This is a genomic window from Pseudomonas paraeruginosa (assembly GCF_003025345.2).
Classification (GTDB): Bacteria; Pseudomonadota; Gammaproteobacteria; order Pseudomonadales; family Pseudomonadaceae; genus Pseudomonas; species Pseudomonas paraeruginosa.
The window spans coordinates 4,841,522-4,865,908 of record NZ_CP020560.1 but is presented as its reverse complement, the minus strand read 5'-3'; the positions used below and the strand labels follow the sequence as shown (position 1 = coordinate 4,865,908).

Genomic DNA, 24,387 nt, shown 5'->3' with positions numbered 1-24,387 from the left:
TCCATGAACCGAATGTCCCTTGTCGCCCTGCTCAGTTGCCTGCCCCTCGTCGCCTGGGCGGACAACCCCGTGAAACTGGATACGCCGGTCTCCGGCTGGCGCGCCGGCGACGGTTCCGCCGCCAATTACCGGCAGGTGGTGAATTACCCGGCGTCCTCGGTCAACGTCGCCGCCGACCAGGCGACCACCGCGCGCATTCGCGGCGCGATCGCGGCCCAGTCCAAGGACCGCCCGGCGACGCTGGTGGTGAACGGTGTGAGCATGCCGCTGAAGGTGGACGCCGATGGCAGCTTCGATCGCCCGTTCGCCTTCCCGTCCGGCAGCAATAGCGTCGAGGTGCGCAACGCCGCCGGGCAGTCGCGACGGGTCCAGTTCTATCACGGTGGCGGCGGCGGGGAAGTGCCGGCCAAGCTGCGCGTGCTGCTGTCCTGGGACAGCGACAACACCGACCTCGACCTGCACCTGGTGACCCCGGACGGCGACCACGTCTGGTATGGCAACCGTTCGCTGGCCAATGGCGCGACCCTGGATGTCGACGTCACTACCGGCTACGGACCGGAAATCATCGCCACGCCGACTCCGCAGAAGGGGCCTTACCTGGTCTACGTCAACTATTTCGGCGGTGGCTACGGCAGCAGCGAGGACGGCGCCGAGCAGGCCGCCCAGGACCTGACCACGGCGCGCATCACCCTGGTCACCGAGGAAGGCACGCCGAACGAGAAACAGGAAACCTTCCTGGTACCGATGCGCAAGCCCGGCGAGCTGACGCTGGTGAAGCGCTTCAGCTACCCGTAGGCGGGGGAGACGCGCCGCGCGCCGTCCCGTAGGGCGGATAACGCCCCTGGCGTCATTCGCCGTCGCTCCGGCATCGGCGCTACGAACCGCGTGGCATGACGGCGGCGCGCATGCCGCTGCGAATGGCTCCTGGGCTCAGGCGGGCTGCTCGCCTTGCCAGGTATCGATCACTTCCTGCGCCGCGCGGAACGCGTCGATCGCCGCCGGTACCCCGGCATAGACCGCGCAGTGCAGCAGCGCCTCGCGGATTTCCTCCACCGTGCAGCCGTTGTTCAGCGCGCCGCGCACGTGGCCTTTGAGCTCCTGCGGGCATTTCAGCGCGGTCAGGGCGGCCAGGGTGATCAGGCTGCGGGTCTTGAGCGGCAGCGTATCGCGGGCCCAGACCGAGCCCCAGGCATGCTCGTTGACGAAGTCCTGCAATGGCTGGGTGAAGGCGGTGGCGTTGCCCATGGCGCGCTCGACGAAGGCGTCGCCCATGACTTCACGTCGGATCTCCAGACCGGTCTTGTGGTGTTCGCTCATCGGAAGTTTCCTGTCGAGGGTAGGAGGCGGCTCAATCCAGCGACTCTATCCGAACCGGCGCCACGCCGCTGCGGATCATGCCCAGGCCTTCGGCGGCCTTGCGCGATACATCGATGATCCGCCCGCGGCGGAACGGCCCGCGATCGTTGATGCGGACCACCACGCTGCGGCGGTTGTCGAGGTTGGTTACCCGCACGCGGGTACCGAACGGCAGCGTACGGTGGGCAGCGGTCATCGCGTTGGGGTTGTAGCGTTCGCCGCTGGCGGTACGCAGGCCGGCGTGGCGGCTGCCATAGTAGGAGGCTTCGCCGGTATCCGCGGAACCGCTGCCGCCGAGGCTGGAGCAGCCGGCGAGGAACAGCGGTAGGACGGCGAGGGCGAGGCGCACGGCGGCGGATGGGTTGGGCATGGACAATAGGCTCCTGGCGGACAAGAAGACGCCGGGCGAACCCGGCGTCTGGCTTTGACTCACGCTTCGAGCTTTTTCTTCAGCAACTGGTTCACCTGCTGCGGGTTGGCCTTGCCTTTCGAGGCTTTCATCGCCTGGCCGACGAAGAAGCCGAACATCTTGCCGCGCTTGGCCTCGTCGGCGGCGCGGTACTGCTCGACCTGCTCGGCGTTGGCCGCCAGCACCTCGTCGAGCATCTTCTCGATGGCGCCACTGTCGGTGACCTGCTTCAGGCCCTTGGCCTCGATGATCTGGTCGGCGGAACCCTCGCCGTTGGCCATGGCTTCGAAGACCATCTTGGCGATCTTGCCGGAGATGGTGTTGTCCTTGATACGCAGGATCATGCCGCCCAGTTGCTCGGCGGACACCGGCGACTGCTCGATCTCCAGGCCGTCCTTGTTGAGCAGGCTGCCCAGCTCGACCATCACCCAGTTGGCCGCCAGCTTGGCGTCGCCGCAGATGTCCTGGACCTTCTCGAAGTAGTCGGCCATCTCGCGGCTGGCGGACAGCACGCTGGCGTCGTAGGCCGACAGACCGTACTGGCTCTCGAAGCGCTCGCGCTTCTGCACCGGCAGTTCCGGCAACTGCTCGCGCAGCTTCGCCAGGTACTCGGGCTCGATGATCACCGGCAGCAGGTCGGGGCAGGGGAAGTAACGGTAGTCGTTGGCTTCTTCCTTGCCGCGCATGGAGCGGGTCTCGTCCTTGTTCGGGTCGTACAGGCGGGTTTCCTGGACCACCTTGCCGCCGTCCTCGATCAGCTCGATCTGGCGCTGGATCTCATGGTTGATCGCCTTCTCGATGAAGCGGAAGGAGTTGACGTTCTTGATCTCGGCGCGGGTGCCGAACTCGGCCTGGCCCTTGGGCCGCACCGAGACGTTGCAGTCGCAGCGCAGCGAACCCTCGGCCATGTTGCCGTCGCAGATGCCCAGGTAGCGCACCAGGGCGTGGATCGCCTTGACGTAGGCCACGGCTTCCTTGGCGCTGCGGATGTCCGGCTCGGAAACGATCTCCAGCAGCGGCGTGCCGGCGCGGTTCAGGTCGATCCCGCTCATGCCCTGGAAGTCCTCGTGCAGGCTCTTGCCGGCGTCTTCCTCCAGGTGCGCGCGGGTGATGCCGATGCGCCTGGTGGTGCCGTCTTCCAGGGTGATGTCGAGGTGGCCCTTGCCGACGATGGGGTGGTCCATCTGGCTGGTCTGGTAGCCCTTCGGCAGGTCCGGGTAGAAGTAGTTCTTGCGGGCGAACACGTTCTGCCGGTCGATCCGCGCGTCGATCGCCAGGCCGAACAGGCAGGCCATGCGCACGGCCTCCTCGTTGAGCACCGGCAGGGTGCCTGGCATGGCCAGGTCGACCAGGCTGGCCTGGGTGTTCGGCGCTGCGCCGAAGGCGGTCGGGCTGCCGGAGAAGATCTTCGATTGGGTGGCGAGCTGTGCGTGGATTTCCAGCCCGATCACGGTTTCCCATTGCATGTGGTGTTCCTCAATCCTTCTGTGCCTGCGCAGTCCCGCTGCCGACCCTGCGGGCCGCCCTCTCCGTGCGGGGAGAGGGGAGGGGACTGCGCGGCGTTGCCATGGCTTAGAAGCCGGCCGGGGTGCGGGTGTGCCAGTCGCTGACCTGCTGGTACTGGTGCGCGACGTTGAGCAGGCGGCCTTCCTGGAAGTAAGGCGCGAGCAATTGGACACCCACCGGCAGGCCGTCGACGAAGCCGGCGGGCATGGACAGCCCCGGCAGGCCGGCGAGGTTGGCGGTGATGGTGTAGATGTCTTCCAGGTACTGGGAAACCGGGTCGTCGTTCTTCTCGCCGATCTTCCAGGCCGGGTTCGGCGTGGTCGGGCCGAGGATCACGTCCACTTCGGCGAAGGCGTTGACGAAGTCGTTCTTGATCAGCCGACGAATCTTCTGAGCCTGCAGGTAATAGGCATCGTAGTAGCCGGCCGACAGCGCGTAGGTGCCGACCATGATGCGGTTCTTCACCTCGCTGCCGAAGCCTTCGGCGCGCGAGCGCTTGTACAGGTCTTCCAGGTTCTGCGGGGCGTCGCAGCGATAGCCGTAGCGCACGCCGTCGAAGCGCGACAGGTTGGAGGAGGCCTCGGCCGGGGCGATCACGTAGTAGGCGGGAATGGCGTGCTGCATGTTCGGCAGGGAAATGTCCTTCACCGTGGCGCCGAGCTTCTTCAACTCCTCCACCACCGCCAGCACCGCGTCGGCGATGCGACTGTCGAGGCCGGCGCCGAAGTATTCCTTCGGCAGGCCGATGCGCAGGCCGCTCAGCGGCTTCTGCAGGGCGGCCAGGTAGTCGTCCACCGGCTGCTCGACGCTGGTGGAGTCCTTCGGGTCGAAGCCGGCCATCGCCCCCAGCATCAGCGCGCAATCCTCGGCGGTGCGCGCCAGCGGGCCGCCCTGGTCGAGGCTGGAGGCGTAGGCGATCATGCCCCAGCGGGATACCCGGCCGTAGGTGGGCTTGATCCCGGTGAGGTTGGTCAGCGCCGCCGGCTGGCGGATCGAGCCGCCGGTATCGGTGCCGGTGGCGGCCGGCAGCAGGCGCGCGGCGACCGCCGCGGCGGAGCCACCGGAGGAGCCGCCGGGCACGCGGTCGAGGCTCCAGGGGTTCTTCACCGCGCCGTAGTGGCTGGACTGGTTCGACGAGCCCATGGCGAATTCGTCCATGTTCAGCTTGCCGAGGGTCACGGTGCCGGCGGCGGCGAGTTTCTCGACGACGGTGGCGTCGTAGGGCGAGACGAAGTTGTCGAGCATCTTCGAACCGCAGCTGGTGCGTACGCCCTGGGTGCAGAACAGGTCCTTGTGGGCGATCGGCGCGCCGAGCAGGACGCCGTTCTCGCCGTTGGCGCGCCGTTCGTCGGCTGCCTTGGCCTGGGCGATGGCCAGGTCGTCGGTGACGCTGATGAAACTGTTGAGCTGGGGATCCAGCTGCCGGATGCGACCGAGCAGGGTGCGGGTCAGCTCTTCGGCGGAAAATCGCTTGTCGGCGAGGGCGCGGGCGATCTCGGCGAGGGTCAATTGATGCAGCATGTGTCCGCGTCCTTATTACTCGATGACTTTCGGAACCAGGTACAGACCTTCTTCCACGGCGGGGGCGATGGTCTGGTAGGCGTCGCGGTGATCGGTCTCGGTGACCGCGTCCGGGCGCAGGCGCTGGGTGGCTTCCAGCGGGTGGGCGAGCGGTTCTACGCCGCTGGTGTCGACCGCCTGCATCTGGTCGATCAGGCCGAGGATGTTGTTCAGGGTCTCGGTGGTACGCGGAAGATCGGCCTCGCTCAGGCCCAGGCGGGCGAGATGGGCGATTTTTTCCACGTCGGAGCGTTCAAGCGCCATCGGGAGTCTCCAGCAAAAGCGGCCTTGGAAGGGCGGCGGGCGCCATGCGATATATAAGGCAGGGAACGGATGCCGCGGTCGGCGGTCTAATTCCGCCTGGACGGGCCTTGTGGGGCCGGGAAAAGCCAGCAATTTAGCATATTGCCCGCCTTGCCCAAAATCCCCGTCGTTGTTAGAGTTTGCCGCACTTTTTTACCCGCGTATTTTTCACCCACGCTTCGCCTAGGGTTTCTTTCCCATGTTCAAAAAATTGCGTGGCATGTTTTCCAGCGATCTGTCGATCGACCTGGGTACTGCCAATACCCTTATTTATGTGCGCGAGCGCGGCATCGTCCTGAACGAACCGTCCGTGGTCGCCATTCGCAGCCATGGCAGCCAGAAGAGCGTCGTCGCCGTGGGCACCGAGGCCAAGCGCATGCTCGGCCGTACCCCGGGCAACATCGCCGCCATCCGTCCGATGAAAGACGGCGTGATCGCGGATTTCAGCGTCTGCGAGAAGATGCTGCAGTACTTCATCAACAAGGTTCACGAAAACAGCTTCCTGCAGCCCAGCCCGCGCGTGCTGATCTGCGTACCGTGCAAGTCCACCCAGGTTGAACGCCGGGCGATCCGCGAATCCGCCCTGGGCGCCGGCGCCCGCGAAGTGTTCCTGATCGAGGAGCCGATGGCCGCCGCCATCGGCGCCGGCCTGCCGGTCGAGGAGGCCCGCGGCTCGATGGTCGTCGACATCGGCGGCGGCACCACCGAGATTGCCCTGATCTCCCTCAACGGCGTGGTCTATGCCGAGTCCGTCCGGGTCGGCGGCGACCGCTTCGACGAAGCCATCGTCACCTACGTGCGGCGCAACTACGGCAGCCTGATCGGCGAATCCACCGCCGAGCGGATCAAGCAGGAGATCGGCACCGCCTTCCCCGGCGGCGACGTCCGCGAAGTCGACGTCCGCGGCCGCAACCTGGCCGAAGGCGTGCCGCGCAGCTTCACCCTGAACTCCAACGAAGTCCTCGAGGCCCTGCAGGAATCCCTGGCGACCATCGTCCAGGCGGTCAAGAGTGCCCTCGAGCAGTCGCCGCCGGAGCTGGCCTCGGACATCGCCGAGCGCGGCCTGGTGCTGACCGGCGGTGGCGCCCTGTTGCGCGACCTGGACAAGCTGCTGGCCCAGGAAACCGGCCTGCCGGTGATCGTCGCCGAGGAGCCGCTGACCTGCGTGGCGCGCGGCGGTGGCCGTGCGCTGGAGATGATGGACCGCCACTCCATGGACCTGCTCTCCACCGAGTAAGGTGGCGAGCATCGTCGTCTAGGAGCGGATCATCAAACCGCTATTCTCCAAAGGCCCGTCGCTGGGCGTTCGCCTGTTGGTGCTGGCCGTGCTGTCGGTCAGCCTGATGGTGGTGGACGCCCGGTTCGACTATCTGGAGCCCGTCCGCAGCAAGCTGGGGATGGTGCTCACGCCTTTCTACGGCCTGGCGGAAATGCCGGTGCGCGCCTGGGAAGGCGTGCGCGACCAGTTCAGCAGCCGTAGCGAGCTGATCGCCGAGAACGAGCGCCTCAAGGCCGAGTCCCTGCTGATGCAGCGTCGCGTGCAGAAGCTCGCGGCCCTCACCGAGCAGAACGTGCGCCTGCGCGAACTGCTGAATTCCGCCGCGCTGGTCGACGACAAGGTGCTGGTCAGCGAACTGATCGGCGTCGACCCGAACCCCTTCACCCAGCGCATCATGATCGACAAGGGCGAGAACGACGGCGTTTTCGTCGGCCAGCCGGTGCTCGATGCCAGCGGCCTGATGGGCCAGGTGGTCGAGGTCATGCCCTACACCGCGCGGGTCCTGCTGCTCACCGATACCACCCATAGCATCCCCGTGCAGGTCAACCGCAATGGCCTGCGCGCCATCGCCGTCGGCACCGGCAACCCGGAACGCCTGGAACTGCGCTATGTCGCCGACACCGCCGACATCAAGGAGGGCGACCTGCTGGTCAGTTCCGGCCTTGGGCAGCGTTTCCCCGCCGGCTATCCGGTGGCCACGGTCAAGGAAGTCATCCACGATTCCGGCCAGCCGTTCGCCGTGGTCCGCGCGGTGCCGACCGCGAAGATGAACCGCAGTCGCTACGTGCTGCTGGTGTTCAGCGACAGTCGTACGCCGGAACAGCGCGCCAATGACGCCGCAGAGGCCCAGGAAGAAGCGGACAAGAAGGCCGCCGCCGGCGCCCAGGCGGCCCCGCCGGCCGCCGCGCCCGCCCCGGCACCGGCACCGGCAAGCCCCGCGCCGCAGGGTGGCGCCACTCCTGCCGCCGGTGCCCCCGCCGCGCCCGCACAACCCGCCGCACCGACGGCGCCCGCCGGGGGACGTCGCTGATGGCTCGCGCGACCCAGGGTTCGAACAATGTCTGGGTGATCTGGCTGAGCCTGCTGGTCGGCCTGCTGCTGGCGGTGGCGCCGATGCCGACCTTCACCGAGATCGGCCGCCCGCTGTGGCTGGCGATGCTGCTGACCTACTGGGTGCTGCTGCTGCCCGAGCGGGTCGGGATGGTCACCGCCTGGCTGCTCGGCCTGGCCCAGGACGTGCTCTACGGCAACCTGCTCGGGCAGAACGCGCTGATCCTCGGCCTGATCACCTTCCTCGTACTGTCCCTGCACCAGCGCCTGCGCATGTTCCCGGCCTGGCAGCAATGCCTGGTGCTGGTGGTGGTCTACGGCCTGGCGCAACTGCTCCAGCTGTGGCTCAACGCTCTCACCGGAAACCGTCCGCCGACCCTGACCTTCCTGCTCCCGGCACTGGTCAGCGCACTGCTCTGGCCCTGGGTGTACGCCCTGCTGCAGTTCGTACGGCTGCGCCTTAACGTGAGGTAGGTCCGTTCCGCGGCTATGCTGCGGCGGATATCGTCATTCTTCGAGACGGGGGGCGCCGCATCCCCGTCGCGTTTCCCGGGAGCCTCCATGTCCTCGCTGTACCTAGCCTCCGCCTCGCCCCGCCGCCGCGAACTGCTGGCCCAGATCGGCGTGCCGCTCTGCGTGCTGTCCATCGCCATCGACGAAACCCCGTTGCCGGACGAGGCGCCGGCCGCCTATGTCGAACGCCTGGCGCGTGGCAAGGCCGCCGCCGGCCTGGCTATGCTGGAAGAGCTGGGTGGGGAGGGCTGCGTGCTGGGCGCGGATACCTCGGTGGTGATCGATGGCAGGATCCTCGGCAAGCCGGCCGACGAGTCCGACGGGCTGGCGATGCTCGCCGCGCTTTCCGGACGTGAACACCAGGTCCTCACCGCGGTGGCGCTGGCCGCCGCCACTGGCATCGAGGCGCGGGTGGTGGAGTGCCGGGTGCGCTTTCGCCAGATCGGTCGCGACGAGGCCCTGCGTTACTGGCTCAGCGGCGAGCCGGCGGACAAGGCGGGTGGCTATGCGATCCAGGGCCTTGGCGCGATATTCGTCAGCCGTATCGAAGGCAGTTACAGTGCGGTGGTCGGGCTGCCTTTGTGTGAAACTGCGGAACTGTTGGGGGAATTCGGCATCCCTTGCTGGCAGCCCGTGGGCGGGAATCCGCCGTAACGCCTAACGCGCCGAAATAAGGACAGTGGACGCATGAGCGAAGAGATCCTGATCAATATCACGCCGATGGAATCGCGCGTGGCGGTGGTGGAGAACGGCGTCCTGCAGGAAGTGCATGTCGAGCGCACCCAGCGTCGCGGCATCGTCGGCAATATCTACAAGGGGCGGGTGGTGCGGGTGCTGCCGGGGATGCAGGCGGCGTTCGTCGACATCGGCCTGGAACGGGCGGCGTTCATCCATGCCGCCGAGATCTCCACCCGCGAAGGCAGCGCGGTGGAAAGCATCAGCGCGCTGGTCCACGAAGGCCAGGCGCTGGTGGTGCAAGTGACCAAGGACCCCATCGGCACCAAGGGCGCGCGCCTGACCACCCACCTGTCGATTCCCTCGCGCTACCTGGTCTACATGCCGCGCACCAGCCATGTCGGGATTTCCCTGCGGATCGAGGACGAAGTCGAACGCGAGCGGCTGAAGAAGGTGGTCGCCGACTGCGTCGCGGCGGAGGGGATCGAGGGGCAGGGCGGCTTCATCCTGCGCACCGCCGCGGAAGGCGCGGGAGAGGACGAGATTCTCGCTGACATCCGCTACCTGCGCCGGCTATGGGATCAGATCGCCGCGCAGATCCAGAGCATCGGCGCGCCTTCGGTGATCTACGAGGACCTGTCCCTGGCGATCCGTACCCTGCGCGACCTGGTCAACCCGCGGATCGAGAAGATCCGCATCGATTCCCGGGAGAATTTCCAGAAGATCACTTCCTTCGTCGAGGAACTGATGCCGGAGATTTCCGATCGGCTCGAGCACTATCCGGGCGAGCGGCCGATCTTCGACCTGTACGGCGTCGAGGACGAGATCCAGAAGGCCCTGGAGCGCAAGGTGCTGCTGAAGTCCGGCGGCTACCTGATCGTCGATCCGACCGAGGCGATGACCACCATCGACGTCAACACCGGCGCCTTCGTCGGCCATCGCAACCTCGAGGAAACCATCTTCAAGACCAATCTCGAGGCGGCCACCGCGATCGCCCGCCAGTTGCGCCTGCGCAACCTGGGCGGGATCATCATCATCGACTTCATCGACATGGAGGACGAGGAGCACCGCCGGCAGGTCCTGCGCACCCTGGAGAAACAGCTGGAGCGCGACCACGCCAAGACCAACATCATCGGCATCACCGAACTCGGCCTGGTGCAGATGACCCGCAAGCGCACCCGCGAAAGCCTGGTGCAGATCCTCTGCGAGCCCTGCCCCTGCTGCCAGGGACGCGGCATGCTGAAGACCGCGGAGACCACCTGCTACGAGATCTTCCGCGAAATCCTCCGCGAGGCGCGCGCCTACCAGGCCGATTCCTACCTGGTGCTGGCCAACCAGAAGGTGGTGGACCGGCTTCTCGACGAGGAGTCGGGCAATGTCGCCGACCTCGAGGCGTTCATCGGTCGCACCATCAAGTTCCAGGTCGAGGCGATGTACTCGCAGGAGCAATATGACGTGGTCCTGCTCTGAGGCTGATGGCTGAAATGGTGGATGTGGCGAGCCTCGGAACACGACTGCTGCGGATCCTCCTGGGTCTGTGCGCCCTGGTGCTGGTATTGCTGGCGCTGTATGTCAGCCTTGGGCGGCAACTGGTGCCGCTGGTGGCCGAGTACCGCCAGCAACTGGAGGACGAGGCCGGCAAGCAGCTCGGCATCCCGGTCCGTATCGCCGAGCTGAGCGGTAGCTGGCGTGGTTTCGAGCCCCTTGTGGTGGCGCGCGACATCCAGCTCGGCGAAGACCCGCAGGGCCTGCGCCTGGCGCGGGTCAGGGTGGTGCCGGACCTGCTCGGCAGCCTGCTGGCGCGCCAGGCGCGGATCGCCAGCCTGGAGCTTGAAGGGCTGAAACTGACCCTGCGCGAAGGCGCCGACGGCCAGTGGAGCCTGGACGGCCTGCCACGGAGCGACAAGCCGAGCGATCCGCGGCAACTCCTCAACTTCCTGTTGCAGACCCAGCGCATCTCGTTGCTCGACAGCCAGCTGGAAGTGGCGCCGCGTGGGCGGAAGACGCTGTCCCTGAGCGCACTCGGCGCGACCCTGCGCAGTTCATCCGTTGCCGGACAGCGCCTCGATGCCCGCCTGACGCTGCCGGATGGCCAGCCCCTGGCGCTGCACGCCGAAGGCCGGATCAAGCCCGAGGACTGGTTGCGCAGCAGCGCCCGGGTCTATCTCGGCCTGCCGCAGAGCGACTGGGCGCAGTGGCTGCCGGCCGGCCTGACGGGGGAGTGGAAGATCGCACGGGCCAAGGCCGGCGGCGACTTCTGGTTCGACTGGCGCGACGGCAAGGCGCAACGGCTGGTGGCGCGGCTGCTGGCGCCGCAGCTGAAGGCGTCGTACGCCGCGCGCCAGCCGGTGGAGATCAACGATCTGGGCATGAATCTGTTCTTCGATCGCGAGGCGCAGGGCTGGAAGGTCCGCGTTGGCGATCTCGCGGCGAATTTCGGCGAGCAGCGCTGGGGCGAAGTGGAACTGCTGTTGCGTCGCGACCAGCAGCAGAACGAGCCGCACTGGAAGCTGCAGGCCGACCGCGTCGACCTGACGCCCCTGGTGCCGGCGATAGAAGCGCTGGCGCCATTGCCGGACGCGGCGGCGGCGTGGGTGGCGGGCCTGAAGCCGAAGGGCGTCCTGCACAACCTGAACGCCGACTTCTGGCCGCAGCGAGCGCTGCCCGAGCGGGTCAGCTACGCGACCAACCTGGAAAAGGTCGGTATCTCGGCGTTCCACGAAGTCCCGGCGGTGGAAAACGTCAGCGGCACGCTGACCGGCACCCTGGCCGGAGGCCAGCTCGACGCGTCGGCGCAGGATTTCATGCTGCACCTGGCCAAGGTGTTTCCCGAACCGTGGCGTTACCGCGAGGCCCGCACGCGGATGTTCTGGAGCCTGGACGAGCGGGCCTTCACCCTCGGCAGCCACCTGATGCGGGTCGAGGGCGAGGAGGGCAGCCTGGCCGGCGACATGCTGATCCGTCTGATGCGTGATCCCGGCGCTGAAGATTACATGGACCTGCAGGTCGGCCTCAGCGACGGCGACGCGCGCTTCACCGCCAAGTACCTGCCGACCCGGTTGCCGGGGATGAACAAGAGCCTGGCGAACTGGCTGAAGACCGCGATCCGCGGCGGCCACGTCGACCAGGGCTATTTCCAGTGGCAGGGTTCGCTGAACCGCGGGGCGGCGCGCGAGGCCCATGTGATGAACCTGTATTTCAAGGTCCGCGACGGTGAACTGGCCTACCAGCCCGGCTGGCCCGCCCTGAGCAAAACGGTCGGCGAGGTGTTCGTCGAGGACTCCGGGGTCCGCGTGCTGGCCTCCGGCGGGAACCTGCTGAACTCCCGGGTCAGCGATGTCAAGGTCGACATACCTCTCGGCCGTCCGGGGCAGACGCCGCACCTGTATGTGGATGGCGCCGTCGACAGCAACCTGAAGGACGGGATCAAGCTGCTCCAGGAAGCGCCGATCCCGACCCGCAAGATCTTCGCCGGCTGGGAGGGCGACGGGCCCTTGCAGGGCCACCTGAAGCTGGATATTCCGCTGGACCACGACGAGGCCGGCAAGACCGGGGTGGTCGTGGATTTCTCCACCGTGGGCGCAACCCTGAAGATGCCCAGTCCGAAACTGGATATGAGCGAAGTGAAGGGCGACTTCCGCTTCGACCTGGCCAAGGGCCTGAGCGCGCCGGCGGTGCGGGCGCGGGTGCTGGGCAGCGAGGTACGCGGGCGAATCGTCGCCGAGGGGCGCGGCGATGCGCGCACGCGCTTGCTGCTCAACGGCCAGGTGGCGGTCAGGTCGCTGAGCGACTGGCTCGGCGCTGGCCAGCGTCCCTTGCCGGTCTCGGGGCGCCTGCCGTACCAGCTCAACCTGCTGCTGGATGGCAAGGACAGCCAGTTGCAGATCAATTCGGACCTCAAGGGCGCCGTGGTCGACCTGCCGGCGCCGTTCGGCAAGACGGCCGCCCAGGCGCGGCCGACCGAGTGGCGGATGACCCTGGATGGCGCCGAGCGGCGTTACTGGGCGCGCTACGACGGCCTCGCCAGCCTGGCCTATGCGGCCCCGGCGGACAAGCCGCTGAACGGACGCGGCGCCCTGCGCCTGGGCGGTGATCCGGCGTTGCTGCCCTCGGCGCCCGGATTGCGGGTGCGCGGGCGCCTGGCGGAGCTGGACTGGGACGCCTGGCAGGCGACTCTCAAGCGCTACGCCGGCGGCGGCCAGGCCGGCGCAGCCGGCGGCGTGCTGCGCGGAGCCGAACTGCGCATCGACAGCTTCAAGGGCTTCGGCCAGCAACTGAAGAACCTCACCGTCGATCTGGCGCGCCAGGAGCGGGCCTGGCAACTGGTACTGGTCAGCGACCTCGCCTCGGGCCGGGTGGTCCTGCCGGATGCCCGGGGCGTGCCGATCATGGTCGATCTCGACCGCCTGAACCTGCCGAAAACGACGCTGCCCGACGAGGACAAGGTGCAAGACACGGATCCGCTGGCCGCCGTCGACCCACGCAGCCTGCCGGCGGTGGACGTGAAGATCGGCCAGGTCGCCCTCGGCGGCCAACCGCTGGGCGCCTGGAGCCTGAAAGTACGGCCGGGCAGCAACGGCGTGGCGTTCAACGACCTGGACCTCGACCTGCGTGGCTTGCACGTCAACGGCAGCCTGCGCTGGGACGGCAGTCCGGGCAATACCCGCAGCACCTACCAGGGCCGGATCGAGGGCAAGAACCTGGCGGATGTGCTCAAGGCCTGGAATTTCGCGCCGAGTGCCACCAGCGAGCGTTTCCGCATGGATATCAACGGCCAGTGGCCTGGATCGCCGGCCTACATGGCCCTGAAACGCTTCAGCGGCAGCATGGATGCATCGCTGCGCAAGGGCCAGTTCGTCGAGGTCGAGGGGGGCGCCCAGGCGCTGCGGGTGTTCGGCCTGCTCAACTTCAACGCGATCAACCGCCGTCTGCGCCTGGATTTCTCGGACATCCTCGGCAAGGGCCTGAGCTATGACCGGGTGAAGGGGGTCCTCTCCGCCACCGACGGCGTCTACATCACCCGCGAGCCGCTGAAGCTGGAAGGGCCTTCGAGCAACCTGGAGTTGAACGGTACCCTGGACCTGGCTCACGATCGGGTCGACGCCAAGCTGCTGGTGACCCTGCCACTGACCAACAACCTGACCCTGGCGGCACTGATAGTCGGCGGTCCGGCGGTCGGCGGCGCGGTCTTCGTCGTAGACAAGCTGCTCGGCGACCGGGTCTCGCGTTTCGCCAGCGTGCAATACAGCGTCAAGGGCCCCTGGCAGGACCCGAAGATCAGTTTCGACAAGCCATTCGAGAAGCCCCGCTGAGCGCCGCCCGGTGCTGCGCCGGGGCGTTCTCGCCCGCGTGGAGGAACGCATGTCCATTGCCGTGATCCAGATGGTCAGCCAGGACGACGTGATGGCCAACCTGGCCGCCGCCCGTCGGCTGCTCGAAGAGGCCGCCGAGGGCGGCGCGCGCCTCGTCGTGTTACCGGAGAACTTCGCCGCCATGGGCCGCCGTGACCTCGCCGAACTCGGTCGGGCCGAGGCACGGGGGGAGGGGCCGATCCTGCCCTGGTTGAATTCCACCGCCCGCGACCTCAGGTTGTGGATAGTCGCCGGCACGCTGCCGCTGCCGCCCGAAGGCCAGCCCGAGGCGAAGGCGAATGCCTGTTCGCTGCTGTTCGACGAACATGGCGAGCGGGTTGCCCGCTACGACAAGCTGCACCTGTTCGACGTGGATGTAGCCGATGCGCGGGGCCGCTACCGTGAATCCGACGACTATGCTTTTGGTCAGAAGATCGTGGTGGCGGATACGCCGGTTGGTCGCCTGGGCCTGACGGTCTGCTACGACCTGCGTTTTCCGGAGCTCTATACCGCGCTGCGCGAGGCCGGCGCGGAGCTGATCACGGCGCCGTCGGCATTCACCGCGGTGACCGGTGCGGCGCACTGGCAAGTGCTGGTCCGCGCGCGCGCCATCGAGACCCAGTGCTACCTGCTGGCGGCCGGGCAGGGCGGCGTTCATCCGCGGGGCCGCGAGACGTTCGGTCACTCGGCGATCGTCGATCCCTGGGGACGGGTCCTGGCCGAGCGGCCGCAGGGCGAAGCGGTGCTGCTGGCGGCGCGCGACGCCGCAGAACAGGCGGATATCCGCCGGCGCATGCCGGTGGTGGCGCACAGACGATTTTTCCCGCCGGCCGAACCACGGCCGGCGCGTACGGAGTGAATATGAGCGAGTTGTTGTCATCCGTCAGCCAGCAGTTGCTGGCCCCCGGTGGTCTGGAGCTGGACAGCCTGCCCGGTATCCTGCATGAACTGAGCGGCCCCGGCATCGATGCCGCCGATCTGTATTTCCAGAGCCAGGTCTCCGAGTCGTGGATGCTCGAGGACGGCATCGTCAAGGAAGGCAGCTTCAATCTCGACCAGGGCGTCGGGGTGCGTGCGCAGTCGGGCGAGAAGACCGGCTTCGCCTACAGCAACGCGATCACCGGCGAGGCGCTGAAGCAGGCCGCCCAGGCGGCCCGCTCGATTTCCCGGGCGGGACAGAACGGCAGCGTGCAGGCGTTCAAGGCCGTGCTGCCGGCTCGCCTGTACGCCGGGGAGAACCCGCTGGACGTGCTCAGCCGCGCCGAGAAGGTCGAGTTGCTGAAGAAGATCGATGCCGCGACCCGCGCCCTCGACCCGCGCATCCAGCAGGTCACGGTGAGCATGGCCGGGGTCTGGGAGCAGATCCTGGTCGCCGCCAGCGACGGTTCGCTGGCCGCCGACATCCGTCCGCTGGTGCGTTTCAATGTCAGCGTGATCGTCGAGCAGAACGGCCGCCGCGAGCGTGGCGGCCACGGCGGCGGAGGACGTACCGACTACCGCTACTTTCTCCAGGAAGACCGCGCCATGGGCTACGCCCGCGAGGCCCTGCGCCAGGCGCTGGTCAACCTCGAGGCGATTCCCGCGCCGGCCGGTACCCTGCCGGTGGTCATGGGCGCCGGCTGGTCGGGGGTACTGCTGCACGAGGCGGTAGGCCACGGCCTGGAGGGCGACTTCAATCGCAAGGGCAGTTCCGCCTACAGCGGCCGGGTCGGCGAGAAGGTCGCCTCGAGCCTGTGCACCATCGTCGACGATGGCACCCTGGCCGGGCGCCGCGGCTCGTTGAGCGTCGACGACGAAGGCACGCCGAGCAACTGCAACGTGCTGATCGAGAACGGCGTGCTCAAGGGCTACATGCAGGACAAGCTCAACGCCCGCCTGATGGGCGTGGCGCGGACCGGCAATGGTCGTCGCGAGTCCTACGCGCACCTGCCGATGCCGCGCATGACCAACACCTACATGCTGGCAGGCGAGAGCGATCCGCAGGAGATCATCGCCTCGGTGGAGAAGGGCATCTACTGCGCCAACCTCGGCGGCGGCCAGGTGGACATCACCAGCGGCAAGTTCGTGTTCTCCACCAGCGAGGCCTACCTGATCGAGAACGGCAGGATCACCACCCCGGTGAAGGGCGCGACCCTGATCGGCAATGGCCCGGAGGCGATGAGCCGGGTCTCGATGGTCGGCAACGACCTGGCGCTGGACAGTGGCGTGGGGACCTGCGGGAAGGACGGTCAGTCGGTGCCGGTCGGCGTCGGCCAGCCGACCCTGAAGATCGATGCGATCACCGTCGGCGGTACCGGCGCCTGAGGCATGGCCCAGAGGCCGGCGCTGCGGGACCTAGCGCAAGCCGCGCTTGGTCTCGTCCAGCTCGCGGATGTACTTGAACACCTTGCGCGCGGCGGCCGGCGGCTTGTTGTGCGCGGCTTCGTGCTGGGCATGGCGGACCAGGCTGCGCAGATGCTGGCGGTCGCAGTCGGGGAATTCGCCGACGAAGGCGTCGAGCGCGGCGTCGCCGCCGGCGATCAACTGGTCGCGCCAGCGTTCGAGGGCGTGGAAGCGTTCGTTGTACTGGCGGGTGGAGGTGTCCACCTGCTCGATGAGGGCGACGATGGCGTCCACGTCCTGGTCGCGCATCAGCTTGCCGATGTACTGGATATGTCGCTTGCGGGCGATGTGCGCCTTGTGTTTCGGCGCGTCGAGCACGGCCTTGCGCAGCGGGTCGGTCAGCGGCAGGCGCTCCAGCAACTGCGGTTGCAGGGTGGTCAGGTGTTCGCCGAGGTCCTGCAGGGCATGCAGCTCGCGTTTGATCTGCGACTTGCTCTTCTCTTCGAATTGCGCGTCGTCGTCGTGAAATTCAGCCATGGTGGTGGTCCAGTGGAAAACGCCGCCATGATAACGAGTCAGGGGCCGCTTGTCCGGCCCGGCCGCGTAGGCGGCCATGTCTACAGGAGAACCAACAGATGAGTCTACATGCCGCGGCAGTCGGTCCCGCCGTTCTTCCGGACCTTCGCGAGCAGGTCGAGCAGATCATCGCCGAGGCCCGCCGCCAGGGCGCCAGTGCCTGCGAAGTGGCGGTATCGCTGGAGCAGGGGCTGTCCACCAGCGTACGCCAGGGCGAGGTGGAAACCGTCGAGTTCAACCGCGACCAGGGTTTCGGCATCACCCTCTACGCCGGCCAGCGCAAAGGCTCGGCGAGCACTTCGGCGACCGGCGAGGCGGCTATCCGCGAAACCGTGGCGGCGGCGTTGGCGATCGCCCGGCACACCTCCGAGGACGACTGCGCCGGCCTCGCCGACGCGGCGCTGATGGCCCGTGAATTGCCAGAACTGGATCTCTACCATCCCTGGAGCCTGAGTCCCGAGCAGGCCGTGGAGCGTGCCCTGGCCTGCGAGGCGGCGGCGTTCGCCGCCGACAGGCGGGTGACCAAGGCCGACGGGACCACCCTGAATACCCATCAGGGCTGTCGGGTCTACGGTAACAGCCACGGCTTCATCGGAGGCTATGCCAGCACCCGGCACAGCCTCAGTTGCGTGATGATCGCCGAGGGCGAGGGGCAGATGCAGCGCGACTACTGGTACGACGTCAATCGTCGCGGCGAGGCCTTGGCCAGCGCCGAGTCCATCGGCCGGCGCGCCGCCGAGCGCGCCGCCAGCCGCCTGGGCGCCCGCCCGGTACAGACCGCGGAAGTCCCGGTGCTGTTCGCCCCGGAAATCGCCGTCGGCCTGTTCGGCCATTTCCTCGGGGCAATTTCCGGTGGCAGCCTGTACCGCAAGTCGTCGTTCCTCGAAGGTGCGCTGGGCCAGCGTCTGTTCCCCGAATGGCTGAGCATCGACGAGCGTCCGCACCTGGTCGGTGCGCTCGGCAGCGCCAGCTTCGACAGCGACGGCCTGGCCACCTACGCCAAGCCCTTCGTGGAGAGCGGCGAGCTGGTCTCCTATGTGCTGGGTACCTACTCCGGGCGCAAGCTCGGCCTGCCGAGCACAGCCAACGCCGGTGGCGTGCACAACCTCTTCGTCAGCCATGGCGACGAGGACCAGGCCGCCCTGCTGCGACGCATGGGGCGCGGCCTGCTGGTCACCGAGTTGATGGGGCAGGGGGTCAACCTGGTGACCGGCGACTACTCCCGTGGCGCTGCCGGCTACTGGGTGGAGAACGGCGAGATCCAGTTCCCGGTGCAGGAAGTCACCATCGCCGCCAACCTGCGCGACCTGTTCCGCCGCATCGTCGCGATCGGCAAGGACGTGGAGGGACGCGGCAACCTGCACACCGGTTCGGTGCTGGTCGAGTCGATGATGGTTGCCGGCCGCTGACCCCCCGCCCCAGCTTCTTCCGAACGCCAGCGCCTGTCGCTGGCGTTTTGCTTTGTGCCTGATCGATTGCCGGGTTCTATCGGCCCCATGGCTTGTGTTTTGGAAAGAAGAAAACAATAATCAATCTCATTATCGTCTAGTGAGGTTGCCATGTCCGTCGAGACGCACGACCCGGAAGCACTGGATCACTGGTACTGGCTGGGCATGCAGATCCGCTGCGCGCTCGCTCCCGACGAACCGCGCCTGCTCGACCAGTACTTCGGCGAGGCTCGCTATCTCGCCGGCTGGGAAGGCATGGCCGCCTGGCCACTGTTCGAGAAGACCTACAACCTCCTGCTCGCTACCGGCCGCGATCCGGCATTGCCCTGGCACTGGCGCAGCCTCTGTCTCGACTACGCCTACCGGCCCCTCTGCGAACTGCAGCGACTGACCACCAACGGCAGCCAGCGTCGCCGGCTGCGCCAGCTCTCGGTACGGATGGCCAGGCAAGACCTGGTGCCGTCGATGAGCTTCGATCATCCGCAACAAGGAAACCAAGATGACTGATACCCGCATCGAACGCGACAGCATGGGCGAACTGGCGGTCCCGGCGACCGCCCTCTATGGCGCCCAGACCCAGCGCGCGGTGAACAACTTCCCGGTCAGCGGCCAGCGCATGCCGCAGGCCTTCGTCCGTGCCCTGCTGCTGGCCAAGGCCGCAGCGGCGCGGGCCAACGTCTCCTTGCAGCAACTGGACGCACCGATGGGCGAGGCGATCGCCGAGGCCTGCCTGCAATTGCTCCAGGAAGATTTCATGCAGCACTTCCCGGTGGACGTGTTCCAGACCGGCTCCGGCACCAGTTCCAACATGAATGCCAACGAAGTGGTGGCGACCCTGGCCAGCCGGCGCCTGGGCGATAAGGTCGATCCGAACGACCATGTGAATCGCGGGCAGAGTAGCAACGACATCATCCCGTCGACCATCCACATCAGCGCCGCCCTCGAGATCGGCGAACGCCTGCTGCCGGCGTTGCGCCACCTGGAGCAGACCATCGAGCGCAAGGCCGGCGAAGTGCACGCTTACGTGAAAACCGGGCGCACCCACCTGATGGACGCCATGCCGGTGCGCATGAGCCAGGTGCTCGGCGGCTGGGCGCAGCAGGTCCGGCAGGCCGCCGGACATATCGAGGGCGTGTTGCCGGCCTTGCAGCAACTGGCCCAGGGCGGCACCGCGGTGGGAACCGGGATCAACGCCCATCCGCAGTTCGCCGAGCGCTTCAGCCAGGAGCTGAACGACCTGACCGGCCTGGCGTTCCGTCCCGGCGACGACTTCTTCGCCCTGATCGGTTCGCAGGACACCGCAGTCGCCGCGTCCGGCCAACTGAAGACCCTCGCCGTGACACTGATGAAGCTGGCCAACGATCTGCGCTGGATGAACTCCGGCCCGCTCGCCGGGCTCGGCGAGATCGAGCTGGAAGCGTTGCAGCCGGGTTCCTCGATCATGCCCGGCAAGGTCAACCCGGTGATCCCCGAGGCCACCGCCATGGTCGCCGCCCAGGTGATCGGCAACGACGCCGCCATCGCCGTCGCCGGCCAGTCGGGCAACTTCGAACTGAACGTGATGCTGCCGCTGGTGGCCGACAACCTGCTGCACAGCATCCAGCTGCTGGCCAATGCCAGCCGCCTGCTGGCGGACAAGGCCATCGCCAGCTTCAAGGTCAACCAGGGCAGGCTCGGCGAGGCGCTGGCGCGCAATCCGATCCTGGTCACCGCGTTGAATCCGATCATCGGTTACCAGAAGGCCGCGGAGATCGCCAAGCAGACCTATCGCGAAGGCCGGCCGATCATCGATGTGGCACTGGAAAACACCGACCTGGACCGCGCGCGCCTGGAGGCGCTGCTCGATCCGGAGAAACTCACGGCCGGCGGCCTCTGAGGCCGCCCCAGTACTGGAGGTCCCGGCCATGCGTCATTGGCAACGTACGATCGAACAGGGCAACCGCTGCTTCGTCACCGGCGCATTGATCGATGCGCGCGAGCACTATCTCCACGCCCTGGCGCTGGCCCAGGTCCTGCTGGAGCGCTGGGGCGATCCGGACGAGGCGGTGATGGCGTTCGTCATCTCCCATCACAACCTGGCCGACCTGCATCTGCAACTGGAGCAGCCGGAGGAGACCGCCGAGTACCTCTGTGCCTGCCACGAGCGCCTGCTGCGGGTCAGCGCCGACCAGAAGCTGCCGCAGGCCCTGCGCCTGGCGGCCCAGCATCATAGCCGGCGTACCTATGTCGAACTGCTGTCGTTCATCGGCGAGCACGGCGCCTATCCACGCACCGAGCGCCTGCTCAAGGGACCGCCGAATGCGGAAGTCCGCCCCGAGTTCCTCGCTCCGCCCCCCTCACTTCGCTATCACTGACGGAGAGTTTCCATGCCGCATGCCTTGCCACCCTTGCCCTATGCCTACGATGCCCTGGAACCGCACATCGATGCGCTGACCATGGAGATTCACCACAGCAAGCACCACCAGACCTACGTGAACAACCTGAACGCCGCGCTGGAAGGCACGCCCTACGCCGGGCAGCCGGTGGAAAGCCTGCTGCTGCAACTGGCCGGGCTGCCGGAGAACCTGCGCACGGCGGTAATCAACAACGGTGGCGGGCATGCCAACCATTCGCTGTTCTGGACGGTGATGTCGCCCGAGGGTGGTGGCCATCCGGAGGGAGATCTGGCGCGGGCCATCGACCAGGAACTCGGCGGCTTCGAAGCGTTCAGGGAGGCCTTCACCAAGGCCGCGCTGACCCGCTTCGGCAGCGGCTGGGCCTGGCTCAGCGTGACCCCGCAGGGCAGGCTGCTGGTGGAAAGCAGCGGTAACCAGGACAGCCCGCTGATGAACGGCAACACGCCGATCCTCGGCCTGGATGTCTGGGAACATGCCTATTACCTGAAGTACCAGAACCGCCGCCCGGAATACATCGGCGCGTTCTACAACGTGATCGACTGGCGAGAGGTCGCGCGTCGCTATGCGCAGGCTCTGGCCCGCTGATGTCCGTGAAGGAGGGCGGGCGCGGCTGCGGCGCTGCCCTGGTGTGGCCCGTGTCGCGGAGGTGCGATGAAAGCCTTGCTGCATAGCATCGCCGAGGGCCATGCCCGGCCCCTGCGCAACCTGCTTGGCCTGCTGATATTCATCGGTGGCGGCTATCTGCTCGGTCGCCACGCGCTGTTGCTGGCCGAACTCAACCTCCCGGCACCCGTCGTGCTGGCGCTGAAGGGCGGCCTGCTGTGCGCCTTCGGTACCGCTCTCGGGGCGATGCCGGTGCTGGTGGTAAGGACCATGCCGGCGCGCCTGTCGGATGCGCTGCTGGGATTCGGCGCCGGGGTGATGCTGTCGGCGACGGCCTTTTCGCTGATCATGCCGGCGCTTTCCGCGGCCGGCGACCTCGGCTACTCCAGGTTCGGCGCCGGTTTCCTGGTCAGCTTCGGCCTGGCCCTGGGCGTCATGGGGCTGTTCGTCCTCGGTCGGCTGATGCCGGACGTGCATCCCGGCCGCGAGGGCGCGCCCCTGTCCGGCGGGATCCCTCCGCGCATCCTGCTGTTCGTCACGGCGATCGTCCTGCACAACATCCCTGAAGGCATGGCGGTTGGCGTCTCGGCCGGGGCCGGCCTGGACGAGGCCAACGGCCTGGCCCTGGGCATCGCCCTGCAGGACGTGCCGGAAGGGCTGGTGGTGGCGCTGGTGCTGGCCGGGGTCGGCATGTCGCGGTTCAAGGCGATGCTGGTCGGCGCCGCGTCTGGCCTGGTCGAGCCGCTGTTCGCCGTGCTCTGCGCCTGGCTCGTCGGTCTCTCCGCGCTGCTCCTGCCCTGGGGCCTTGCGGCGGCGGCGGGGGCAATGCTCTTCGTGGTCACCCACGAGATCATTCCCGAGTCCCATCGCCAGGGGCATGCCGCCGAGGCCACGCTGGGCCTGGTGTTCGGTTTCTGCCTGATGATGGTGCTGGATACCGCGCTGGGCTAGTTGCCGAGCGGAAGGGAAGAAACGAAAAAGCCGCCAGTTGGCGGCTTTTTTCTTCAGTGGCGGAAGAGAGGCTATTCGCCTTCGTCGAAGCGGTTGTTGATCAGTTCGACCAGTGCGTTCAGCGCTTCGTCCTCCTGCTCGCCCTCGGTATGCAGGTGCAGGCTGGTGCCCTTGCCGGCGGCCAGCATCATCACGGCCATGATGCTCTTGCCGTCGACACAGCTGTCCGCCTGGCGGCCGACGCGGACCTGGCAGGGATAGCGTCCCGCGACGCCGACGAACTTGGCCGCGGCGCGGGCATGCAGGCCGAGCTTGTTGATGATGGTGATCTCGAGGGCGGGCATCGTGGGGAGTCTGTCCTTCTTGTTATGGGCTAGCTGTTGAGATCGCGGTGGCGGATCTGCACGTTCTTCAGGGATTCCCTGAGTGCAGCGCCAATCCGTTCGGCGAGGTAGACCGAGCGATGGTGGCCGCCGGTACAGCCGATCGCAACTGTCACATATGAGCGGTTACTGGCGGCGAAGCGCGGCAGCCATTTGTTCAGGTAGCCGACGATATCCTGGTACATCTCCTCGACGTCCGGCTGGGCGGCCAGGTACTCCCTGACTTCCGGCTCCAGCCCCGAATGGTCGCGCAGCTCGGGCTTCCAGTAGGGGTTCGGCAGGCAGCGCACGTCGAACACCAGGTCGGCGTCGACCGGCATGCCGCGCTTGAAGCCGAAGGACTCGACGAGGAACGCTGTTCCCGGCTCCGGCTTGTTCAGCAGGCGCAGCTTGATGGTGTCGCGCAGCTGGTAGAGGTTGAGGCTGGTGGTGTCCAGCTTTAGGTCGGCGAGGTCGGCGATCGGTCCGAGCAGCTGGCTCTCGTCGCCGATGGCTTCGGCCAGCGAACGGGTATCGGTGGTCAGGGGATGGCGTCGACGGGTTTCCGAGAAACGCTTGAGCAGCGTTTCGTCGTCGGCGTCGAGGTACAGCACGTCGCAGTTGATATGGTTGTCGCGCACTTCCTGCAGCAGCTCGGGGAAGCGTTGCAACTGGCTGGGCAGGTTGCGTGCGTCGATCGATACCGCGACCTGCGGGTGCAGCAGCTCGGTGTGCAGCAGCGCGCGTTGCGCCAGGTCGGGAAGCAGGCTGGCGGGCAGGTTGTCGATGCAATAGAAGCCGTTGTCTTCGAGGACGTTCAGGGCGGTGCTCTTGCCCGACCCCGAGCGGCCACTGACGATGATCAGGCGCATGTCATTGCCCGTTCTGTACGTCTACCACGATCTGATAAAGCGCTTCGGCACTGGGAGCGCTGCGCAGGCGCTCGCGTACGTCGGCACGGTCGAGCATGGCGGCGATCTGCCGGAGCAGTTCGAGGTGTTCTTCGGTCGCGGCCTCCGGTACCAGGAGGACGAAGACCAGGTCGACCGGCGCGCCGTCCAGCGCGTCGAAGTCCACCGGGGCATCCAGATGCAGCACGGCGCTGATCGGGCTCTGGCAGCCGGCCAGGCGGCAGTGTGGAATGGCGATGCCATTGCCGAAGCCAGTGGAGCCGAGCTTTTCCCGGGCCACCAGGTTTTCGAAGATGTCCTGGGCGTCGAATTCCGGCAGCTCCCTGGCTACCAGGTTGGCGATTTGTTCGAGGACGCGTTTCTTGCTGCCGCCCGGCACGTTCACGAGGGAACGGCCGGGGGTCAGGATTTGCTCAAGTCGGATCATAGGGGAGGGGAGATCAGCGGGCGCCTACGCCTTGCTGCCGTTCGAGGTACTTCTCTTTGTGTTTGATCAGTTGACGGTCGAGTTTGTCGATCAGCAGGTCGATGGCCGCGTACATGTCCTCATGTTCCGCATTGGCCACGATCTCGCCACCGGCGACGCGCAGGGTGGCTTCGATCTTCTGCTTCAGTTTCTCGACCTCCATGATCACCTGCACATTGGTGATCTTGTCGAAATGGCGCTCCAGACGGCTCAGTTTCTCGCCGACATAGTCGCGCAGGGCGTCGGTCACATCCAGTTGATGGCCACTGATGTTGACTTGCATACCGCGTTCTCCTTGTTGCCCGTGTGTAAGTGGCAGGTTAGCAACCTGCCTCCGGAACACCTTGGCG

The 24,387-nt window shown here is 67.0% G+C and carries 25 protein-coding genes; 15 read left to right on the top strand and 10 right to left on the bottom strand.

What is annotated here, in order from left to right; all coding sequences use genetic code 11:
* Positions 1–3 precede the first annotated feature (3 nt).
* On the top strand, positions 4–795 hold the full coding sequence (locus B7D75_RS23080; RefSeq protein ID WP_107114454.1) for a YfaP family protein: 792 nt from the start codon (positions 4–6) through the stop codon (positions 793–795).
* Positions 796–930: 135 nt separating this feature from the next.
* Here the strand turns inward: B7D75_RS23080 and B7D75_RS23075 are convergent, their stop codons facing one another.
* The 5 genes from B7D75_RS23075 to gatC all read right to left on the bottom strand — a co-directional run bounded on the left by B7D75_RS23075 (position 931) and on the right by gatC (position 5,095).
* Positions 931–1,317 carry a carboxymuconolactone decarboxylase family protein gene (locus B7D75_RS23075; RefSeq protein ID WP_058130325.1) on the bottom strand — a complete coding sequence of 129 codons (387 nt, stop codon included), beginning with the start codon at positions 1,315–1,317 and terminating at the stop codon, positions 931–933.
* Between the two features lie 31 nt (positions 1,318–1,348).
* The gene (locus B7D75_RS23070) at positions 1,349–1,726 is read right to left on the bottom strand and encodes a septal ring lytic transglycosylase RlpA family protein (protein ID WP_012077245.1); all 378 of its coding nucleotides are present in this window, start codon (positions 1,724–1,726) and stop codon (positions 1,349–1,351) included.
* A gap of 59 nt (positions 1,727–1,785) precedes the next feature.
* Complete coding sequence (gatB, locus tag B7D75_RS23065; RefSeq protein ID WP_260394497.1) at positions 1,786–3,246, bottom strand: Asp-tRNA(Asn)/Glu-tRNA(Gln) amidotransferase subunit GatB; 1,461 nt, start codon at positions 3,244–3,246, stop codon at positions 1,786–1,788.
* Positions 3,247–3,337: 91 nt separating this feature from the next.
* Positions 3,338–4,792 carry an Asp-tRNA(Asn)/Glu-tRNA(Gln) amidotransferase subunit GatA gene (gene gatA, locus B7D75_RS23060; RefSeq protein WP_079977092.1) on the bottom strand — a complete coding sequence of 485 codons (1,455 nt, stop codon included), beginning with the start codon at positions 4,790–4,792 and terminating at the stop codon, positions 3,338–3,340.
* 15 nt (positions 4,793–4,807) lie between these two features.
* The gene (gene gatC, locus B7D75_RS23055; protein ID WP_003094397.1) at positions 4,808–5,095 is read right to left on the bottom strand and encodes an Asp-tRNA(Asn)/Glu-tRNA(Gln) amidotransferase subunit GatC; all 288 of its coding nucleotides are present in this window, start codon (positions 5,093–5,095) and stop codon (positions 4,808–4,810) included.
* A 238-nt stretch (positions 5,096–5,333) separates the two neighbouring features.
* Between gatC and mreB the strand changes: the two genes are divergently transcribed.
* The 8 genes from mreB to tldD all read left to right on the top strand — a co-directional run bounded on the left by mreB (position 5,334) and on the right by tldD (position 16,306).
* A complete protein-coding gene (gene mreB / locus B7D75_RS23050) occupies positions 5,334–6,371 on the top strand; it encodes a rod shape-determining protein MreB (RefSeq protein ID WP_003094393.1) in 1,038 nt (345 codons plus the stop codon).
* Between the two features lie 31 nt (positions 6,372–6,402).
* On the top strand, positions 6,403–7,443 hold the full coding sequence (gene mreC, locus B7D75_RS23045; RefSeq protein WP_071537173.1) for a rod shape-determining protein MreC: 1,041 nt from the start codon (positions 6,403–6,405) through the stop codon (positions 7,441–7,443).
* Complete coding sequence (gene mreD, locus B7D75_RS23040; protein ID WP_012077241.1) at positions 7,443–7,937, top strand: rod shape-determining protein MreD; 495 nt, start codon at positions 7,443–7,445, stop codon at positions 7,935–7,937. Before mreC ends, mreD begins: the two co-directional genes overlap by 1 nt.
* An 87-nt stretch (positions 7,938–8,024) precedes the next feature.
* A complete protein-coding gene (locus tag B7D75_RS23035; RefSeq protein WP_058146795.1) occupies positions 8,025–8,630 on the top strand; it encodes a Maf family protein in 606 nt (201 codons plus the stop codon).
* Between the two features lie 33 nt (positions 8,631–8,663).
* On the top strand, positions 8,664–10,121 hold the full coding sequence (gene rng, locus B7D75_RS23030; protein ID WP_003156999.1) for a ribonuclease G: 1,458 nt from the start codon (positions 8,664–8,666) through the stop codon (positions 10,119–10,121).
* 14 nt (positions 10,122–10,135) lie between these two features.
* A complete protein-coding gene (locus B7D75_RS23025) occupies positions 10,136–13,963 on the top strand; it encodes a YhdP family protein (RefSeq protein WP_107114685.1) in 3,828 nt (1,275 codons plus the stop codon).
* A gap of 49 nt (positions 13,964–14,012) precedes the next feature.
* Positions 14,013–14,861, top strand: coding sequence for a carbon-nitrogen hydrolase family protein (locus tag B7D75_RS23020; RefSeq protein WP_003156636.1), 849 nt, complete (start codon positions 14,013–14,015; stop codon positions 14,859–14,861).
* Positions 14,862–14,863: 2 nt separating this feature from the next.
* Positions 14,864–16,306, top strand: coding sequence for a metalloprotease TldD (tldD, locus tag B7D75_RS23015; protein ID WP_003156635.1), 1,443 nt, complete (start codon positions 14,864–14,866; stop codon positions 16,304–16,306).
* 30 nt (positions 16,307–16,336) lie between these two features.
* On the opposite strand, the gene yjgA is transcribed toward tldD, so the two are convergent.
* Positions 16,337–16,861, bottom strand: coding sequence for a ribosome biogenesis factor YjgA (yjgA, locus tag B7D75_RS23010; RefSeq protein WP_322887928.1), 525 nt, complete (start codon positions 16,859–16,861; stop codon positions 16,337–16,339).
* Between the two features lie 98 nt (positions 16,862–16,959).
* Between yjgA and pmbA the strand changes: the two genes are divergently transcribed.
* The 6 genes from pmbA to B7D75_RS22980 all read left to right on the top strand — a co-directional run bounded on the left by pmbA (position 16,960) and on the right by B7D75_RS22980 (position 22,298).
* Positions 16,960–18,309, top strand: a complete 1,350-nt coding sequence (pmbA, locus tag B7D75_RS23005) for a metalloprotease PmbA (protein WP_058130329.1) — start codon at positions 16,960–16,962, stop codon at positions 18,307–18,309.
* Between the two features lie 150 nt (positions 18,310–18,459).
* Positions 18,460–18,855, top strand: a complete 396-nt coding sequence (locus B7D75_RS23000) for a hypothetical protein (RefSeq protein WP_003155111.1) — start codon at positions 18,460–18,462, stop codon at positions 18,853–18,855.
* Positions 18,848–20,224, top strand: coding sequence for a class II fumarate hydratase FumC (gene fumC, locus B7D75_RS22995; protein ID WP_107114452.1), 1,377 nt, complete (start codon positions 18,848–18,850; stop codon positions 20,222–20,224). Before B7D75_RS23000 ends, fumC begins: the two co-directional genes overlap by 8 nt.
* A gap of 28 nt (positions 20,225–20,252) precedes the next feature.
* Positions 20,253–20,702, top strand: a complete 450-nt coding sequence (locus B7D75_RS22990; RefSeq protein ID WP_012077234.1) for a hypothetical protein — start codon at positions 20,253–20,255, stop codon at positions 20,700–20,702.
* Between the two features lie 12 nt (positions 20,703–20,714).
* Positions 20,715–21,329, top strand: a complete 615-nt coding sequence (locus tag B7D75_RS22985; protein WP_034080946.1) for a superoxide dismutase — start codon at positions 20,715–20,717, stop codon at positions 21,327–21,329.
* A gap of 66 nt (positions 21,330–21,395) precedes the next feature.
* Entirely contained in the window at positions 21,396–22,298 is a 903-nt protein-coding gene (locus B7D75_RS22980) for a ZIP family metal transporter (RefSeq protein ID WP_034080945.1), read from the top strand.
* A 71-nt stretch (positions 22,299–22,369) separates the two neighbouring features.
* Here B7D75_RS22980 and B7D75_RS22975 read toward each other — a convergent pair whose 3' ends face one another.
* Genes B7D75_RS22975 through hpf form a run of 4 tightly spaced genes read right to left on the bottom strand, consistent with a single transcriptional unit; the run spans position 22,370 to position 24,320 of the window.
* A complete protein-coding gene (locus B7D75_RS22975; RefSeq protein WP_003155102.1) occupies positions 22,370–22,642 on the bottom strand; it encodes an HPr family phosphocarrier protein in 273 nt (90 codons plus the stop codon).
* 29 nt (positions 22,643–22,671) lie between these two features.
* A complete protein-coding gene (gene rapZ / locus B7D75_RS22970) occupies positions 22,672–23,532 on the bottom strand; it encodes an RNase adapter RapZ (RefSeq protein ID WP_003155100.1) in 861 nt (286 codons plus the stop codon).
* A gap of 1 nt (position 23,533) precedes the next feature.
* Positions 23,534–23,998 (bottom strand): PTS IIA-like nitrogen regulatory protein PtsN, encoded by a 465-nt coding sequence (gene ptsN / locus B7D75_RS22965; RefSeq protein WP_003155098.1) that lies wholly within the window; start codon positions 23,996–23,998, stop codon positions 23,534–23,536.
* A gap of 13 nt (positions 23,999–24,011) precedes the next feature.
* Entirely contained in the window at positions 24,012–24,320 is a 309-nt protein-coding gene (hpf, locus tag B7D75_RS22960; protein ID WP_003155096.1) for a ribosome hibernation-promoting factor, HPF/YfiA family, read from the bottom strand.
* Positions 24,321–24,387: the final 67 nt, after the last annotated feature.